Genomic DNA, 15,076 nt, shown 5'->3' with positions numbered 1-15,076 from the left:
GTTCTCCACCGCGCCTGTCCCCTGCCCGGGGTCCACGCGATGTCGACGGCGTCGTGCGTCATAGCGGCGCACCATTGCGTGTAGCTGCACCGCAAAAATCCCGCGAAAAACGCCCGATTCTGAAGCAGGCCGGCCCGCGCCCGAGGTTGCCGATGAAACGCGCATCAACGTCCAGCAATTTTCGCAAAGCTTCACGCCCCTGCCTAGCAACCTTTGGAATGGCCTAGCCGTTAGCCACCGACACCATGCCTTAGGGGATGCAGTAGGCCACATGCCTACAAATTGGGCGGAAACTGATTTCGTTTTCAGCACTTTGCAATTCGGGACGCGCGGCCGATATGGGGATTCCAGTAACCACAATCGAACGAGTCGGGCGCACCATGGAGGCCAAGGCGCTTCGACCAAGGAGAAATCGCAATGATGAACAATGGTCTGAGTCACGGATCGGCAACGATCTACCAATTCCCGGTCGGGGGCCGCGCGGCTCTCGCGGGACGCCGCTATGGCGAGACCCGCCTTCCTGCCGATCACGCTTCGCTTCCGGCGAATGTCTCGATCTGCAGCGACAGCTGGTACCACCAGGAGGCGGTCGACGACGCCAAGCCGAAATGGGATCGCTGATGCCTATGGTTGGTTTGAAACCGCCGCGCGCTCGCAGGCGCCCGGCGGCCGTTCGAAAAGGGTCGAAACAGCGATGTTTCGGCCCTTTTTGATTCTCGGATGAACCACGCCGTTCAGATCACCGCGCAGGCCGTCACCGGCCGCTTCAGATGCTTGACCGTGGTGGCCCCGGTCTTGCCGATGGTCAGCGTGATACCCGCGCCCGAATAGCGTTTTCCGGCGACCGACAGCCGCCTGGCGAGCGTGACCGGCTCGCCGTCGATCTGGAGAAAGGCCCGCTTGTCGGCGTCATAAAATGCAACGATGAACTGCGTACCATCGGCGCAGCGATAGGTCTGGAACGTCTGCGCTTCAGTCTGTCGCGCACTGGTCATTCCAGCTGCCAGCATGGCGGTCGTCAAAAGAATGGCCTTGTACCGGCCCATGATCGCCCCCTGTAATAGCTTTCAAGGACGCCCCTCGTGCGTCCAATGGAACCATAACCGAAGCCGATCCCATGTCAGATTCCCCTGCCCGTCACCTCGCCTTGCAAGGCGCCAGCAATTTTCGCGATCTCGGCGGCTACCCGACCATCGATGGCCGCACCACGCGCTGGCGGCACATCTTCCGCTCCAACCATCTCGGCCAGCTCACCGCTGCCGATATCGAGATCGTCAGGGCGCTGGGGGTGCGAAGCGCTTTCGATTTCCGTGGGGTTGAGGAGCGCGCGGCCGGCGTCTGCGTCGTCAGCGAGATCACGGTGCATTCGCTGCCGATCGAGCCGAGCGTCGTGGCTGCGCTGCGTACCGAACTCGCAAGCGGCACGCTGACGGCACCGGTCGCGCTGGAGCTCATGCGCGAATCCTATCGCAACTACGTTCGCTACCACACGAACAGCTTTCGCAACCTGTTCGGCCATCTCCTCGAAGATCGCGCGCCGCTGGTGATCCATTGCACGGCGGGCAAGGACCGCACCGGCTTTGCCAGCGCGCTGATCCTGCATGCGCTCGGCGTACCCGATGAAATCATCGCCGAGGACTACCTGCTCACCAACCAGCATTACAAGCGCGATGCGACGGCCGCCTTCGACCTGCCGGAGGACGTACGCAACGCCATCGGCAGCGTCGAAGCCTCGTACCTTGCCGCTGCATTCGAAGCCATCGGCAGTGAATATGGCGATCTCGAAACCTATCTGCGCGACGCCCTCAAGCTTGGCACGGCGGAGCGAGCCGCGCTGCAGGCGCGCTATCTGCAAGCATAGGCCGCAGCGCCCGGAGAGTGATGATGCAAGACAGGATCCTGATCGTGACAGGCGCACTCGGCGCGCTCGGCAAGGTGGTTGCGGAGATCGCACGATCGCGCGGCGCGCGCGTGGCCGGCATCGATCACGCTCCATCGCAGATTCCCGCAACGCCCGAGAGCATCGAGATCGGCGGCGTCGACCTCTCCGACGCGGCCCAGGCGAAGACGGCGGTTGACGCGGCGGCCAAGCATTTCGGCCGGCTCGATGCGCTGATCAACATCGCCGGCGGCTTCGCCTTCGAAACCGTGGGCGATGGCGACGTCAAGACCTGGCAGCGCATGTACGCACTGAATGTCCTCACCGCGCTCAACACCTCGCGCGCGGCGCTGCCGCATTTCGCAGCGTCCAAGGCCGGCCGCATCGTCAATATCGGCGCCATGGGCGCGCTCCAGGCAGGCTCCGGCATGGGGCCCTACGCGGCCTCGAAAGCGGGTGTGCATCGGCTTACCGAGTCGCTGGCCAGCGAGTGGAAAGGCAAGGTCACGGTGAATGCCGTGCTGCCGTCGATCATCGACACCGCCGCCAACCGCGCCGATATGCCGAAGGCGGATTTCTCCAAATGGGTGACGCCGCGGGAACTCGCCGAGGTCATCCTGTTCCTGGCCGGCGACGCGGCCAGCGGCATCACCGGCGCGCTGATCCCGGTCGGAGGACGGGTGTAAACGCGTTGCGTTCGAATCCTCCTGCGCGGGAGCTCTGATTCAATCGGACCCCAGAACGCTCTAGACTGCCCGCAACTGATTCTCCGACCGGACGTCCCCTTGGAAACTACGCTCTACCTGCCCGTCAAACGCTTCCTCGAAGAGCTCGGCTTCACCGTGAAGGGCGAGATCGGCGGCTGCGATCTCGTGGGCCTCAGCGCCGGCGATCCGCCCGTGGTGGTGATCGGCGAGCTCAAGCTCGCCTTCAATCTCGAGCTGATCCTACAGGCGGTCGACCGCGCGCCGGCCGGCGACGAGGTCTGGATCGCGGCCAAGATGTCGATCCGGGGCAAGGGGCGCGAGAGCGACGCGCGCTATCGCAATCTCTGCCGCCGTCTCGGCTTCGGCATGCTCGGCGTGACCGACCGCGGCCAGGTCGAGGTGCTGGTGAAGCCGCCGACCGCAGCGCCCCGCCGCGAGCCGAAGGTGCGGTCGCGCCTCGTTGCCGAACACCAGCGCCGCCAGGGCGATCCCGTGCTCGGCGGCAGCACGCGCGCCCCGATCATGACGGCCTATCGGCAGCAGGCTCTGGCCTGCGCCTCAGCGCTCGCCGACGGGCCGCGGCCCGTGCGCGAATTGCGCGAGCGCTGCCCTGACGCCGGCAAGATCTTGCTTAACAATGTGTATGGCTGGTTCGAACGGGCCGACCGGGGAATCTACGGGCTCACCGAGGCCGGGCATGCCGCCCTGAAGCGCTGGCCGCAACAACGGATCGAGACCGATGCCGGTGTCGCGTCACCGCCCTGACACCCCGACCGGTGCATAGCTGAGATGCCATACCAATTTCATATTGCAATGCAACATTTGGGGCACTAGGTATCCCGGCATCAAAACGAGGCCGTTATGAGCGCAGACTGGAATACCAAATATGGCACGCGGCGCGTCCGCCACGATCCGCCCACCCTGGACGAGGCGATCTTCGCCGCCATCGGCATTACCGACGATCATGAGCAGCAGGCCGAGATCGCCGCAGCCTTGATGGGGATGCCGCTCGATGTCGTGCAGGCCGAAGTGAAGAAGCAGGCGCGCACCAATAGCCGCATCACCGCCACCCGCGTGATCGCCGGCGAACAGGGCGCACAGCGCTCCGTGGTGGTCGAGCGCCGCGTCGTCCGCCGTTTCGGCAACGACAAGCGCACCGGCACCTGAGCGTTCATTTCGCGCCCCCAGAATACGAAAGCGGACCGGCCACGCCGGTCCGCTTTTTGATTCAATCCGCTATTTGAGGTCAGGCGGCGCGGTTGTCGTACATGCTGGAGATGATCTTCCAGCAGGTCGAGTTGAGGCTGAGCAAAGCGCGGCCGGCCCTGAACGGCGAGGCCGCGAGATCGGCAAGTTCGGCCTCAGGCGTCTTGGCGAGGTCGATAGTGCCAGTCGATTCGCCGTGACGGAAAGCCAGATGCGCGCCGAACTTCCTGGCGAGCGCCCGCATGGCGTGATTCTCGGCGCCCGTGGTGATGCGCAGGCTCTTATAGCCTTTCCAGCGCGCTTCAGCGATCAGGCGGCTGAACAAGACCGTGCCGACGCCCTGGCGGCGCGCGGAGGCTTCCACACTGAAGGCAACTTCAGGCAGCGAACCATCTTCCGGCGGATGCAGCTCGGCAGCACCACGGACCACGCCGTCGACGATATAGGCGACGATCACGGTGCCGTCCTCGGCGCAGCGGGCGGCGTAACGCTCGATAAATGAGTCGTCGAGAAAGCCGTTGAAACGGTCGTGCCGGCTTCCGGCATCGAGTCTGAGCAGATGATCGCGCAGGAGCGGCAATTCTTCCTGCTGGCTCAAGGTCCGCACATAGCCCGGAACGGACGGCGCGCGAACGGTGTCTTCAAGTACCACGTCAAAACTCCTCTTGGTGTCCCTCGAGGAGGCGTTCGAATCCCTAGGCCCCCTATATTGTGCATCGCACCATTCTTTTCAAGGAGGGAACCTGCCTAACTTAGCGGCACCGGGAACAACTAATTCGTTAACAAACTCAAGGCGCCGTAGTCTTACAGAACCAGCTGAGTCTGGGTCACCACCGCCACTAGCTTGCCATCCTCGGTTTCCAGCCGCGTGGTCCAGACCTGGGTCTTTCGGCCCCGATGGACTGGGGTCGCCGTGGCAATCACCGTGGTTCCCTCCTTGGCCCCGCCGATGAAATTGGTCTTGCTCTCCAGCGTGGTCGTGCCCTTGGCGTCTTCAGGCAGATTGATCACGGTCGCGGCCGCACCGACGGAATCGGCCAGTGCCATCACCGCGCCGCCATGGATAGTGTGGTGCAGCGTGCAGAGATCGGGGCGGACCATCATCCGCGCCACCACGCGGTCCTTCCCGGCCTCGACGAACTCGACGCCCTTGAGCTCGGCGAACGGCATCTTCATCGCTTTAAGTTTCTCGAGCGGCGTCATCAAAAGTCCTCCCAATCGATTGTTGTCCCAGCGTGAATTGCTTCGGGCGGCAAAGCAATGACGTCGGAGGTAATGGCGGCCGTGACATCGCCCCCGCATTTGCGCATATGAAACGCCATGCGCCACTTCCCGCCCCGCCGCATCGTCTGTCTGACCGAAGAGACGGTCGAAACGCTCTACCTGCTTGGCGAGCAGGACCGCATCGTCGGCGTCTCCGGCTACGCGGTTCGTCCGCCGCAGGTGCGGCGCGAGAAGCCACGGGTGTCAGCCTTTGTCTCCGCGGACATCCCGAAAATTCTGACGCTGGAACCGGACCTCATGCTGGCCTTCTCCGATCTCCAGGCCGGCATCGTCGCCGATCTGGTCCGCGCAGGCATCGACGTCCACGTCTTCAACCAGCGCGACGTCGCCGGGATCTTGGCGATGATCCGCACGCTCGGTGCGCTGGTCGGCGCGACGGAACGCGCAGCGGAACTTGCGCAAGGTTTTGAGCGGCGGTTGGCCGCGATTGCCGCGACACCCCGCCCCTCGCCGCGGCCGAGAGTTTATTTCGAGGAATGGGATGACCCGCTGATCTCCGGGATCGGCTGGGTGTCCGAGTTGATCGAGATCGCCGGTGGTGAGGATGTGTTTGCGGAGCTGCGCCATCGGCAGGCCGCGAAGGATCGCATCGTCTCGGCGGAGGCAGTATGCAAGACCGCGCCCGATGTCATTCTCGCATCATGGTGCGGCAAGAAGGTCGTGCCGGCCCGCATCAAGCAGCGTGAGGGTTGGAGTGAAATTCCGGCCGTCCGCAACAACCGCATCGTCGAGATCAAGTCGCCGATCATCCTCCAGCCTGGACCGGCCGCACTTACGGATGGGCTTGAAGCGATCGTGACGACGTTGTGGGGAAAGGACTCGAAACTGCCTACCCCGTCATCTTGAGGTGCGAGGCATGGGACGCAACGCGTTCCATGGGGAGCCTCGAAGGATGAACGGCCCCGATGGAGCCGGGCCGTCGCCCTTCGAGGCTCGCCCAGAGACGCTTCGCGCCGCCAGGCTCGCGCCTCAGGGTGACGGTGATAGAAGGCGGCATGGATTTTCACGTCACCGCATTCACCACCTGATATTCCGGCTGCCGCCAGATCTCGCCCGCGATCACCTCCTCGATGATCGCGGCCGCCCGGACGATCTCGCTCTCGCCAATGTACAGCGGCGTAATCCCGAACCGCATGATGTCAGGCGCGCGGAAGTCGCCGATGACGCCGCGAGCGATCAGGGCTTGCATCGCTGCGTAGCCGCCATCGAAGGCGAAGGAAACTTGCGAGCCGCGGCGCTCATGGGCGAGCGGGGTAACGAGCTTGAGCTGCGGACAACGGCGTTCGACCTCCGCAATGAGGCGATCACCGAGCGCCAACGAACGCGCACGGACCTCTGCCATTTCGACGCGATCCCAGATGTCGAGCGAGGCCTCCAGCGCCGCCATTGCCAGCACCGGCGGTGTCCCGACGCGCATGCGTTCGACGCCACCTGCGGCCGCATAGCCAAGCTCGAATGCGAACGGCTTTGCGTGGCCCATCCAACCCGACAGCGCGGCGCGCGCGCTGTCGGCATGGCGCGGGGCGACGTAGAGGAACGCTGGCGCGCCTGGGCCGGCGTTGAGATATTTGTAGGTGCACCCCGCCGCGAAATCGGCGCCGCAGCCGGCAAGATCGACCGGCAGCGCGCCGGCGGAATGCGCGAGATCCCAGACCGTGACGATGCCGAGCGCATGCGCCTTTGCGGTGAGCTTCGCCATGTCGTGACGCCGGCCGGTGCGGTAATCGACCTCTGTGATGTAGAGCACCGCGACCTCCTCCGAGAGTGCGGCGTCGATCTCCTCCGGCGCCACCAGACGCAATTGATGGCCGCGCCCGAGCGTGGCGATCAGGCCTTCGGCCATGTAGAGGTCGGTCGGGAAATTGCCGGTGTCGGACAGGACGACCTTGCGGGACGCGTTCATGTCGAGCGCGGCGGCAAGGGCCTGATAGACCTTGAGTGACAACGTATCACCCACCATCACCGAGCCGGCTTCCGCGCCGATCAGCCGCGCGATGCGATCGCCGACGTGGCGCGGCTGGGCGTACCAGCCGGCGGTGTTCCAGGCCCGGATCAACTCATTGCCCCACTCGGTCGTGATGACGCGGTTGACGCGCTCGGCCACGCCCGCCGGCAGCGCGCCGAGCGAATTGCCGTCGAGATAGATCACGCCGTCAGGCAGATGGAACAGCGCTTTGGTGTCGTCATAGACGCGATATCTGGTCATAGACATTTCTTTGGGCGTTCCTACAGAATGGTGCGGACGCGCCAGAGTTCGGGGAATAGCTCGACCTCCAGCATGCGCTTGAGATAGCTGACGCCCCCAGTGCCGCCAGTGCCGCGCTTGAAGCCGATGACGCGCTCGACCGTCGTCACGTGGTTGAAGCGCCAGCGGCGGAAGTAATCCTCGAAATCGACCAGCTTCTCGGCGAGCTCGTAGAGCATCCAATGCGTCTCCGGCGCCTCGTAGACGACGCGCCACGCCTGCAGTACGCCTTCGTTGAAGCTGTGGGTCTCGCGAACATCGCGCGCGAGCACCGCCGCCGGCATCTTCAGCCCGTTGCGGTCGGCGAGCCTGAGCACTTCGTCATAGAGGCTTGGGGTCGCAAGCTCGGCTTCCAGCAGTTTCGTCGTCTCCACGTCGTGCGCGTGCGGCTTGAGCATGGCGTGGTTGCGGTTGCCGAGCAGGAATTCGATCAGCCGGTATTGGCGCGACTGGAAACCGGAGGACTGTCCGAGCTGCGAGCGGAAGCGCGTATACTCGCTCGGCGTCATCGTGCGCAGAACGTCCCAGGCGTTGTTGAGCTGCTCGAAGATCCGCGACATCCGCGCCAGCATCTTCATGGCGGGCTGCACCTCGTCCCCGGCGATGGCACGGCGTGCGGCGCTCAGCTCGTGGATGGCCAGGCGCATCCACAGCTCCGTGGTCTGATGCTGGATGATGAACAGCATCTCGTCATGCGCTTCCGACAACGGATGCTGCGCGCCCAGGATCGCATCCAGCGCCAGGTAGTCGCCGTACGACATCCGCCGGGCGAAATCGGTCTCGGCGCCTTCTCTCGTGGGATCGTAATCGCTGGACGTCATGGACAGGCCCTTTCGATCGATCTTTCCCGGCTTTGCTCAATCGAGCCCGATCAGGCGCGCGGTGATCGGCGATGACGGATCCTTCAGTCCGTCGATCACGGTAAAATGGTTCAGTCCGGGATCGACGACGAGGCGGGTCGGCACGTCGAAGCCGGTCCAGACATTGGCCATCAGATCGGACTGGCGGATGAATTCCGGCCGCTCGCTGCCGCCGACCCAGGCGGTGACGGGTGAATGCCCGCGTGGCAGATGCAGGGCCGCGCTTTCGAGCGTCGCCTCCTCCATCGTCATGCGCAGCGTCTCGTTCATCTTCGTCTTGAGCAGCGGACGCAAATCATGCAGGCCGCTGATCGAGAGCGTGCCGGCGATGCGGTTATAGACAACGGGCTCCAGCCGGCTGTCGTCGCACAGCATGCGCGTGACGAGATGGCCGCCAGCGGAGTGGCCGGCGAGCCGGATCGGCCCGGGGACGAGCGAGGCCGCCTTGGCGATCGCCGCAGCGATCTCGGCGGTGATGTCGCAGATCCGTGCGGCCGGCGTCAGCGTGTAGCTCGGCAACGCCACCGCCCAGCCATGGTGGCGGGCGCCTGCGGCGAGATCGGTCCAGGTCGATTTGTCGAAGCGCATCCAGTAGCCGCCGTGGACGAAGACGACGAGGCCCTTGCTGTCGCCGTCGGGCAGGATCAGGTCGAGGCGCTGACGCACGCCGGCCCCATAGGCGATGTCGGCGCGAAAGTCCTTCAGCCCGGCGCGGTAAGCCGCCGCCCGCTCCGCCCATCGTCCAGGCATCTTTTCCGAGCCGGGGATATGGGCCGAATTGGCGTAGGCATCATCCCAATCGCGCATTGTCGCTCCCACGGACTCGTCCACCGAACCGGACGCCAGTCTGCCACCGGGAGGCCCGGCAGCCTAGTCTTTCTTTTAAGCTTAAAGGATTTGAGAGTCAGTGTTTCGGGCAGATCGCGCTCCAGCCGAGACGCCGTAGGGTGGGCAAAGCGGAGCGTGCCCACGATCTTTATCATGTCGGGGAAAACTGGTGGGCACGGCGCAAGGGCGCCTTTGCCCACCCTACGAAAGCAGCGATGGGGCGACGACTACCCCTTCTCCACCCCGCACCATTCCGCGATGAACAACGCCATCGCCTTGGTGGTCTTCTTCAGCGACTCCAGCTCGACATATTCGTTGAAGCCGTGCATCTCGCCGCCGCTGGCGCCAAAGCACAGGCTGGGGATGCCGTGGTTGAGGCCATAAAATCGGGTGTCGGTGAGCGCGGTGAAGACCAGATCCTCAGGCGTGCCGCCGTAGACTTTGCCGAACGCCCTGCCGAACGCGGCTTCCGGTGCCGCCGCGTCGGTCAGCTCATAGCCCTCCGACAGGAAGCCCGACCATTCAATCTCCGGCGGATTGTTGGCGAGGAAGCGGTGGTTGCGCGCGGCAGCGGCGACGCAGGCCGTGATCTCCTTCTGGTGATCGGCAATCGACCAGCCCGGCAGCACCGCGATCCGGCAATCGACATCGCACCAGGCCGGCACGCTGGAGGCCCAATCACCACCCTTGATGATGCCGGGGTTGAAGTTGATGGGATGGTTCAGCGTCTTGAAGTGCCTGTCAGCCTTGGCCCGCTCGTTCCACTCGATCTCGAGCTTTTGCAGCGCCTGGATCAAATGATAGGCGGCCATGATCGCGTTCGCGCCGGAGCCGGCAAAGGCGACATGGGTCGGGTGCCCCTTCACCCGCAGGCGAAACCAGATCACGCCGACCTGCGAGCGCACCATCTTGCCGCCGGTCGGCTCCGGAATGAAGCAGGCGTCCGCGCGATAGCCGCGCTGCAGCGTCGACAGCGCACCGACCCCCGTGCTCTCCTCCTCGATCACTGACTGGAAGTGGATCCGTGCCGTCGGCTTGAAGCCCGCGGCCTTGATCGCATCGAGCGCATAGAGCGCGCCGATGGTGCCCGACTTCATGTCGCAGGCTCCGCGGCCGAACATCTTGCCGTCCTTGATGACGGGCGAGAACGGCGGCGTGTCCCACAGTTCCAGGGGGCCGGCGGGCACCACGTCGCAGTGGCCCTGCAGGATCAGCGATTTGCCGCCATTCGTTTGCGGACGGTAGGTGCCCACCACCGAACGCGCCTTGGAGAAGTCATGCTCGATCGGACCGAAGCCGCGCAGATCCTTGAGGTCGTCGACATCGATGTGCCAGTCGTCGACCTCGTAGCCGCGCGCGCGCAGGAGGTCGCCGATCATGTCCTGGCACGGCCCCTCCGCCCCGCGGGTCGAAGGGATTGCGACAAAATCGCGTGTGGTGGCGAGCTGGGCCTCGAAGCCGGCATCGACGGCGTCAAGAATCCTCTGCTGCGTTTCGGCATTCATCAGGCAACTCCCGGCATTCCAATGGTTCCCAAGGAGCGCGCAAGCTAGCCGATTTCAGCCGTTCGGGTACTCCACAAAATAAGCATCCCGCAATGCATCTTCGAGCAGGCGGCCTTCCGAATAGCCATTCAGCGTCGCAGGCCGGCTGACGCCGTCGAGCAGGCGCGGGCATGGCTCCGGCGCGCCGAGCACGGTGCGCACCGGGATGCGCTCGGCATAGATCGGCAACGCATAGTCCTCGTCGTCGTCAGCAACACCCTTGGCGCGGACCTTGGCCGAGGCTTCCTCGATCTCCATCGCAATGAAAGACGTCGCCTTGATCTCCTGCGTATTACTGGCCCGCAGGCTCGCCGTGCGGTCCGGAAAGAAGCGGTCGACCATCGCGATCACCGCACGCTCTTTCTCCTCGGGGTCGGTGACGAGATAGGCGGTGCCGAACGCCATCACCGCACGGTAATCGGCGGAGTGATTGAAGCCACAGCGCGCCAGCACGAGGCTGTCGAGATGGGCGACCGTGAGACACACGCGCTCGCCTTTGGTCTGGCTGCGCAGCATCCGGCTCGCGCTCGATCCGTGCCAGTACAGCTTGGTGCCCTCGCGCCAGAAGAACGTCGGTGTGCAATAGGGCTGGCCGTCGATCACGTAGGAGACGTGGCACAGCATCGAGGAATCCAGGATGCGATGAACCGTGGCGTGGTCGTAGAAGCCGCGGTCGTGCCGGCGCTTCACCTGGTTGCGCACTGAGGTCGGATAGGAATTCGAGGTCTCGGTCTGGCTCACGGCCGCTCCTGCTCGGATTGGAAGAAATCTGGAAGCAGTTGTAGCGGCGCATTTGGTCTGCGATAGTTCCAATTCCATGCGAAATATTCCGACCAATTCTCTCCCCGCACCGGCCAAGCCTTCTTTGCCGACAAAGGCCGAGCTGCCGCTCGACCTCACCGGACCGCATGTCACGCCAGGCGCCTCCGCCGCGCACCGGCTCTACCAGGCGCTGTGCGAGATGATCGTCTCCGGCCTCGTCAAGCCCGGCGAGCCGCTGCCGCCGTCGCGCACGCTGGCCAAGCAGACCGGCTTTCGGCGCAACGCTGTCGTCATCGCCTATGAGCGCCTGATCACCGACGGCTTCGCCGAGGCGACCGTCGGCTCCGGAACGTTCGTCGCCGCGCGCATTCCTGCGCGCACGGCCGAGCCGAACAAGCCGAAGGTCATTGTCGAAACGCCGGGGCAAGGCGCGTTCGCGCTCGGCTGCACCCATATTGACGAGCGCGCGGTGCAGCGCTTCCGCGCCTTCGTCGGCCGGCGCATGCGCGCCTTCGGGCCTGAGCATTTGCATTATGGCGACCCCCGCGGCAGCCGCGAGCTGCGCGCGGCAATCGCCGATCACCTGTTGTCGGCGCGAGGCCTGCGCTGCGACCCCGATCAGATCATGCTCACATCAGGCACGCTGCATGCGCTGCGCATCGTGCTGAGCGCGATCCTGAAGCCGAACGACCAGGTCTGGTGCGAGGACCCTGGCTACCCCGCCGCGCGAAAAACCATCGCGCATTGCGGCTATCGCGCCGTGCCTGTTCCGGTCGACGAGCAAGGGATGCAGGTCGCCAAGGGACGCTCTGCCGGCCCCAACGCGCGCGCGGCCTATGTCACGCCGTCGCACCAGTTTCCGCTGGGCGTGCAGATGTCGATGCCGCGGCGGCTCGAGCTTCTTGACTGGGCCAAGCAGGCCGGCGCTTTCGTGCTGGAGGACGATTACGACAGCGAGTTTCGTTATGACGGCGCACCGCTGATGTCGCTCGCCGGCATCGATCGCCTCCAGCGCGTGATCTACCTCGGCACGTTCGCCAAGACGCTGTTTCCCGGCCTGCGCATCGGCTATTGCGCCCTGCCCGAACGCCTGATCGAGGACGTGACGGCTGCGCGCGCGGCGCTCGACCGATTCCCCGGCACGCTGATGGAAGGCGCGGTGGCCGACATGCTCAACTCGGGCGCGTTCGCCGCAAACCTCAAGCGCGTACGAAAACTCTATCGCGAGGCCCGCGACGTGCTGGCCGAAACGCTGGAAGCCGCATCCGATGGCGCGCTATCAGTACCGGTGCCATCGCAAGGCCTGCATCTCGTCGCCCGGTTCGATCCCTCGGTCGACCTGTCGGTGGCAGCGCGGGCCAAGCAGGCGGCCGGCGCGGAAGGCTGGTTATTGGCCGACACCTATTCGCGCGCGCGCCCTCTGCCCGGCTTCGTGCTGGGATTTTCCGGCCATGCGGTTCCACAGCTCGTCGCCTCCGCCGAACGGCTCGCGCGGGAATCGCGCGCCGCGCTGCGCACGAGGAAGAGATCGGCCCGGCGGCCCTGACAAAGGTTCACTATCAGAATCGCGGGCCCGTCCTTACATTGCGGTATCAATGCCGGGATCTTTCACCATGCTTTTCCGCCGTGCAGCTTGCCTCTCGCTCCTGATCTCCGCCGCGCTCGTGACGACGGCGCACGCCGTCACGGTCGGACGCGAGCAGGACATTACCGATCTCAAGCTGGGCCAGCGCGTGCAGGTGGATGACGGAACCTGTCCCGCCGGACAGGTCAAGGAAGTCCGCGGAACAAAGATGACCGACAAGGGCGTCGCGCGCACCGCCGCCTGCGTGCCGCGCTACGGTCCGAAGACGAAATAGTTACTGCTTGGCCGGATCGAACATGCACTGCAAGGTCGGCTTGGCGATCTTGGTGAAGGTCGGGCCGATCTCGCCCTGCTTGGACGCCGGCACCCAGTCGGTCTCGATGGTGGGCACGCCGGTCTCGCTGATGCCGCGCAACAGCGCTTCGCGCAGATCGCGGTCCTCGACGGCGGCTGCGGCGTGATCGTGCAGGCAGCCGCAGACTTCCTCGGGATGTTCCCACCGCCCGAGCATCCGCGGCGCGCATTGGCGCACGAACTCAGTGCGGGGATCCGGTAACCTTGAGGGCGCACGCACCTGCGCCTGGGCGGCATCGATCGTCAGAACGGACACGAAGGCAGCGGCGCAAAATCGAACGATCATGATGGCCTTTATCGGCTGATTTTCTTGTTATCGATTAGAAGCGCGCGGCAACCACGATCGACTGCGACGTCGTGGGGGTGATCGGCGAACCGCTGTACTGGAAGGTGCCGACACCGGGGAGATTGCCGTCCGGCGCGCCCGCGAACGAAGAGCCGGCGATCACGAAACCGAAGGCAAGGATGAAGCTCAGCGCGCGCATGGTCTTGTCTCCGAATTCGTGGCCGGCGGTGCGCCGTTCGTCGTTGTGAAGCTGATAACCATGGGCGGTTTCGCGCGTGATGCGCCAAAAGCGCAAAATGGTTTCATCTTGCGTGAGAATTGTTTCGTCCGGCCCGAGACGACGACACAATTCTCCGAAAAGACCAATCATTTCAGGTAGGTCTCGCCGCAGCTCAAAGTCGCCTGCCAAGTTCCGTTTGCAGTGCGCGAACACACCGGACGCTGCCGCCGTCATGCTCCCGCCTCACCTGCTTCACACGCATTTTACGTTTTTCTGCTGAATGGAGCGGCAAACGAGGGCTGGGTCGAACCGAGGTCACATCGGCTGCGACCCAAGCCATCGAAGCCAGGACGCCCGGATCACCGGGCGCGTTCACTTGAGGGATGGCCATTATGGCGGCGCAAGATCGCGCAATGCCGCGCGAGGCGGACCAACGGACGGACCGCGGAGATCAACAGTCGAATCGCGTCGCCGCAGCCGGCGCAATGTCGTTGCAGTCTGGCCGCGGCTTTGAAGCCGCGCCACAAGCGTTCGTGCGGCTGACCGGCTCGCACCTTGTCAAACCGCGGGCCAGTCGCGCTGAGTGAAACGCTGACGCGTCACTGCGTGAACGCAAGCGCGTCACTGAGTGAAGAACTCGCCGCACTTCTGGACAGTTGCGTCCGCCGGTCCCCACGGCATGATCGGCACGGTCGATGTCGAGTTCTTCGGCGAGCCCTCGATCAGCCTGTCCGAATAGACCATGTAGACCAGCACGTTGCGCTTGGTGTCACAGCCGCGCACGATCTGCATCTTCTTGAAGAACAGCGAGCGGCGCTGGCGGAACATGTCGTCGCCCTGCTCCATCTTGCTCTTGAACTTGATCGGGCCGACCTGGCGGCACGCCAGTGAGATATCCGAGACCTCCTCGGCAAGGCCCAGCCAGCCCTTGAAGCCGCCCTTTTCCGGCACGGTGAAATGACAGGCGACGCCCTCGACTTCGGGATCGTCGAGACCATAGGTCGCAAGCTTGTCGTTCGGGCTCATCCATTTGAACACGGTGGACCGGCGAAAGATCAGATCGGGCTCGTCGGCGGCCGAAACGGACGCCGCCGGCACGACCAGGGCCAGGAGGAAGAAAGCAAAGCCTTTCAAGTGGATGCTGGAAAGACCGAGGAAACGAGTTGACATGAAGTTCTCCGGTAACAAGTCGCCACAATGTAGGCATGTGGCAGCCGCTCAGGAAGACGACGGACATACGGGCGCGGCCGCCGTTTACCGCTCCGTGAGGCTTTTTTGCTACGGCTTGGACAAATGTAGCTGATGGCAGAACCGCC

The 15,076-nt window shown here is 64.4% G+C and carries 19 protein-coding genes; 8 read left to right on the top strand and 11 right to left on the bottom strand.

Annotation, left to right across the window (positions count from 1 at the left end; translation table 11 throughout):
- The first annotated feature begins 417 nt into the window (after positions 1-417).
- Positions 418-621: a DUF2735 domain-containing protein gene (locus tag GGD62_RS01535; protein ID WP_018317483.1), complete on the top strand. Its 204-nt coding sequence runs from the start codon at positions 418-420 to the stop codon at positions 619-621.
- Positions 622-734: 113 nt separating this feature from the next.
- On the opposite strand, the gene GGD62_RS01530 is transcribed toward GGD62_RS01535, so the two are convergent.
- The gene (locus tag GGD62_RS01530) at positions 735-1,046 is read right to left on the bottom strand and encodes an MliC family protein (protein WP_183706878.1); all 312 of its coding nucleotides are present in this window, start codon (positions 1,044-1,046) and stop codon (positions 735-737) included.
- A 71-nt stretch (positions 1,047-1,117) separates the two neighbouring features.
- Between GGD62_RS01530 and GGD62_RS01525 the strand changes: the two genes are divergently transcribed.
- The 4 genes from GGD62_RS01525 (at position 1,118) to GGD62_RS01510 (ending at position 3,753) form a co-directional block, all read left to right on the top strand.
- A complete protein-coding gene (locus tag GGD62_RS01525; RefSeq protein ID WP_183232325.1) occupies positions 1,118-1,861 on the top strand; it encodes a tyrosine-protein phosphatase in 744 nt (247 codons plus the stop codon).
- Between the two features lie 23 nt (positions 1,862-1,884).
- The gene (locus tag GGD62_RS01520; RefSeq protein WP_183707567.1) at positions 1,885-2,565 is read left to right on the top strand and encodes an SDR family oxidoreductase; all 681 of its coding nucleotides are present in this window, start codon (positions 1,885-1,887) and stop codon (positions 2,563-2,565) included.
- Positions 2,566-2,664: 99 nt separating this feature from the next.
- Positions 2,665-3,351 carry a DUF2161 domain-containing phosphodiesterase gene (locus tag GGD62_RS01515; protein WP_183706877.1) on the top strand — a complete coding sequence of 229 codons (687 nt, stop codon included), beginning with the start codon at positions 2,665-2,667 and terminating at the stop codon, positions 3,349-3,351.
- 96 nt (positions 3,352-3,447) lie between these two features.
- The gene (locus GGD62_RS01510; protein WP_018317488.1) at positions 3,448-3,753 is read left to right on the top strand and encodes a hypothetical protein; all 306 of its coding nucleotides are present in this window, start codon (positions 3,448-3,450) and stop codon (positions 3,751-3,753) included.
- A 79-nt stretch (positions 3,754-3,832) separates the two neighbouring features.
- Here the strand turns inward: GGD62_RS01510 and GGD62_RS01505 are convergent, their stop codons facing one another.
- A complete protein-coding gene (locus GGD62_RS01505; RefSeq protein ID WP_018317489.1) occupies positions 3,833-4,444 on the bottom strand; it encodes a GNAT family N-acetyltransferase in 612 nt (203 codons plus the stop codon).
- 152 nt (positions 4,445-4,596) lie between these two features.
- Entirely contained in the window at positions 4,597-4,995 is a 399-nt protein-coding gene (locus GGD62_RS01500) for a PaaI family thioesterase (RefSeq protein ID WP_026201860.1), read from the bottom strand.
- Positions 4,996-5,112: 117 nt separating this feature from the next.
- Between GGD62_RS01500 and GGD62_RS01495 the strand changes: the two genes are divergently transcribed.
- Positions 5,113-5,922, top strand: a complete 810-nt coding sequence (locus tag GGD62_RS01495; protein WP_183706876.1) for a cobalamin-binding protein — start codon at positions 5,113-5,115, stop codon at positions 5,920-5,922.
- 157 nt (positions 5,923-6,079) lie between these two features.
- Here GGD62_RS01495 and kynU read toward each other — a convergent pair whose 3' ends face one another.
- The 5 genes from kynU to GGD62_RS01470 form a co-directional block, all read right to left on the bottom strand.
- The gene (gene kynU / locus GGD62_RS01490) at positions 6,080-7,282 is read right to left on the bottom strand and encodes a kynureninase (RefSeq protein WP_183706875.1); all 1,203 of its coding nucleotides are present in this window, start codon (positions 7,280-7,282) and stop codon (positions 6,080-6,082) included.
- Between the two features lie 20 nt (positions 7,283-7,302).
- Positions 7,303-8,142, bottom strand: a complete 840-nt coding sequence (kynA, locus tag GGD62_RS01485) for a tryptophan 2,3-dioxygenase (protein WP_018317492.1) — start codon at positions 8,140-8,142, stop codon at positions 7,303-7,305.
- A 36-nt stretch (positions 8,143-8,178) separates the two neighbouring features.
- Positions 8,179-8,988, bottom strand: coding sequence for an alpha/beta hydrolase (locus tag GGD62_RS01480; protein ID WP_183706874.1), 810 nt, complete (start codon positions 8,986-8,988; stop codon positions 8,179-8,181).
- Between the two features lie 248 nt (positions 8,989-9,236).
- The gene (locus tag GGD62_RS01475; protein ID WP_183706873.1) at positions 9,237-10,514 is read right to left on the bottom strand and encodes an ArgE/DapE family deacylase; all 1,278 of its coding nucleotides are present in this window, start codon (positions 10,512-10,514) and stop codon (positions 9,237-9,239) included.
- 54 nt (positions 10,515-10,568) lie between these two features.
- A complete protein-coding gene (locus GGD62_RS01470) occupies positions 10,569-11,294 on the bottom strand; it encodes a pyridoxamine 5'-phosphate oxidase family protein (RefSeq protein WP_028144959.1) in 726 nt (241 codons plus the stop codon).
- Between the two features lie 76 nt (positions 11,295-11,370).
- Here GGD62_RS01470 and GGD62_RS01465 point away from each other — a divergent pair, with 76 nt between their 5' ends.
- Together GGD62_RS01465 and GGD62_RS01460 are read left to right on the top strand one after the other, a co-directional pair.
- Entirely contained in the window at positions 11,371-12,861 is a 1,491-nt protein-coding gene (locus GGD62_RS01465) for a PLP-dependent aminotransferase family protein (protein ID WP_183706872.1), read from the top strand.
- 67 nt (positions 12,862-12,928) lie between these two features.
- A complete protein-coding gene (locus tag GGD62_RS01460; RefSeq protein WP_018317497.1) occupies positions 12,929-13,174 on the top strand; it encodes a DUF6719 family protein in 246 nt (81 codons plus the stop codon).
- Here the strand turns inward: GGD62_RS01460 and GGD62_RS01455 are convergent, their stop codons facing one another.
- The 3 genes from GGD62_RS01455 to GGD62_RS01445 all read right to left on the bottom strand — a co-directional run bounded on the left by GGD62_RS01455 (position 13,175) and on the right by GGD62_RS01445 (position 14,930).
- Positions 13,175-13,540, bottom strand: coding sequence for a hypothetical protein (locus GGD62_RS01455; protein WP_183706871.1), 366 nt, complete (start codon positions 13,538-13,540; stop codon positions 13,175-13,177). It lies immediately after the preceding gene.
- Positions 13,541-13,574: 34 nt separating this feature from the next.
- A complete protein-coding gene (locus tag GGD62_RS01450; RefSeq protein WP_183707628.1) occupies positions 13,575-13,994 on the bottom strand; it encodes a hypothetical protein in 420 nt (139 codons plus the stop codon).
- Positions 13,995-14,381: 387 nt separating this feature from the next.
- On the bottom strand, positions 14,382-14,930 hold the full coding sequence (locus tag GGD62_RS01445; protein WP_183706870.1) for a CreA family protein: 549 nt from the start codon (positions 14,928-14,930) through the stop codon (positions 14,382-14,384).
- Positions 14,931-15,076: the final 146 nt, after the last annotated feature.

The organism is Bradyrhizobium sp. ERR14, from assembly GCF_014198235.1.
In the GTDB taxonomy this organism is placed as follows: domain Bacteria; phylum Pseudomonadota; class Alphaproteobacteria; order Rhizobiales; family Xanthobacteraceae; genus Bradyrhizobium.
Note: the sequence above shows the minus strand (reverse complement) of the source record. Positions and strands in the feature narration are given on the sequence as shown.

What these genes read in the sequence shown, in the direction of transcription:
- GGD62_RS01525 (WP_183232325.1), top strand. Translation starts at nt 1,118, where the DNA reads ATGTCAGATTCCCCTGCCCGTCACCTCGCCTTGCAAGGCGCCAGCAAT.
- GGD62_RS01475 (WP_183706873.1), bottom strand. Translation starts at nt 10,514, where the DNA reads ATGAATGCCGAAACGCAGCAGAGGATTCTTGACGCCGTCGATGCCGGC.
- GGD62_RS01480 (WP_183706874.1), bottom strand. Translation starts at nt 8,988, where the DNA reads ATGCGCGATTGGGATGATGCCTACGCCAATTCGGCCCATATCCCCGGC.
- GGD62_RS01500 (WP_026201860.1), bottom strand. Translation starts at nt 4,995, where the DNA reads ATGACGCCGCTCGAGAAACTTAAAGCGATGAAGATGCCGTTCGCCGAG.
- GGD62_RS01495 (WP_183706876.1), top strand. Translation starts at nt 5,113, where the DNA reads ATGCGCCACTTCCCGCCCCGCCGCATCGTCTGTCTGACCGAAGAGACG.
- GGD62_RS01535 (WP_018317483.1), top strand. Translation starts at nt 418, where the DNA reads ATGATGAACAATGGTCTGAGTCACGGATCGGCAACGATCTACCAATTC.
- GGD62_RS01530 (WP_183706878.1), bottom strand. Translation starts at nt 1,046, where the DNA reads ATGGGCCGGTACAAGGCCATTCTTTTGACGACCGCCATGCTGGCAGCT.
- GGD62_RS01445 (WP_183706870.1), bottom strand. Translation starts at nt 14,930, where the DNA reads ATGTCAACTCGTTTCCTCGGTCTTTCCAGCATCCACTTGAAAGGCTTT.
- kynU (WP_183706875.1), bottom strand. Translation starts at nt 7,282, where the DNA reads ATGACCAGATATCGCGTCTATGACGACACCAAAGCGCTGTTCCATCTG.
- kynA (WP_018317492.1), bottom strand. Translation starts at nt 8,142, where the DNA reads ATGACGTCCAGCGATTACGATCCCACGAGAGAAGGCGCCGAGACCGAT.
- GGD62_RS01455 (WP_183706871.1), bottom strand. Translation starts at nt 13,540, where the DNA reads ATGATCGTTCGATTTTGCGCCGCTGCCTTCGTGTCCGTTCTGACGATC.
- GGD62_RS01510 (WP_018317488.1), top strand. Translation starts at nt 3,448, where the DNA reads ATGAGCGCAGACTGGAATACCAAATATGGCACGCGGCGCGTCCGCCAC.
- GGD62_RS01450 (WP_183707628.1), bottom strand. Translation starts at nt 13,994, where the DNA reads ATGACGGCGGCAGCGTCCGGTGTGTTCGCGCACTGCAAACGGAACTTG.
- GGD62_RS01460 (WP_018317497.1), top strand. Translation starts at nt 12,929, where the DNA reads ATGCTTTTCCGCCGTGCAGCTTGCCTCTCGCTCCTGATCTCCGCCGCG.
- GGD62_RS01520 (WP_183707567.1), top strand. Translation starts at nt 1,885, where the DNA reads ATGCAAGACAGGATCCTGATCGTGACAGGCGCACTCGGCGCGCTCGGC.
- GGD62_RS01465 (WP_183706872.1), top strand. Translation starts at nt 11,371, where the DNA reads ATGCGAAATATTCCGACCAATTCTCTCCCCGCACCGGCCAAGCCTTCT.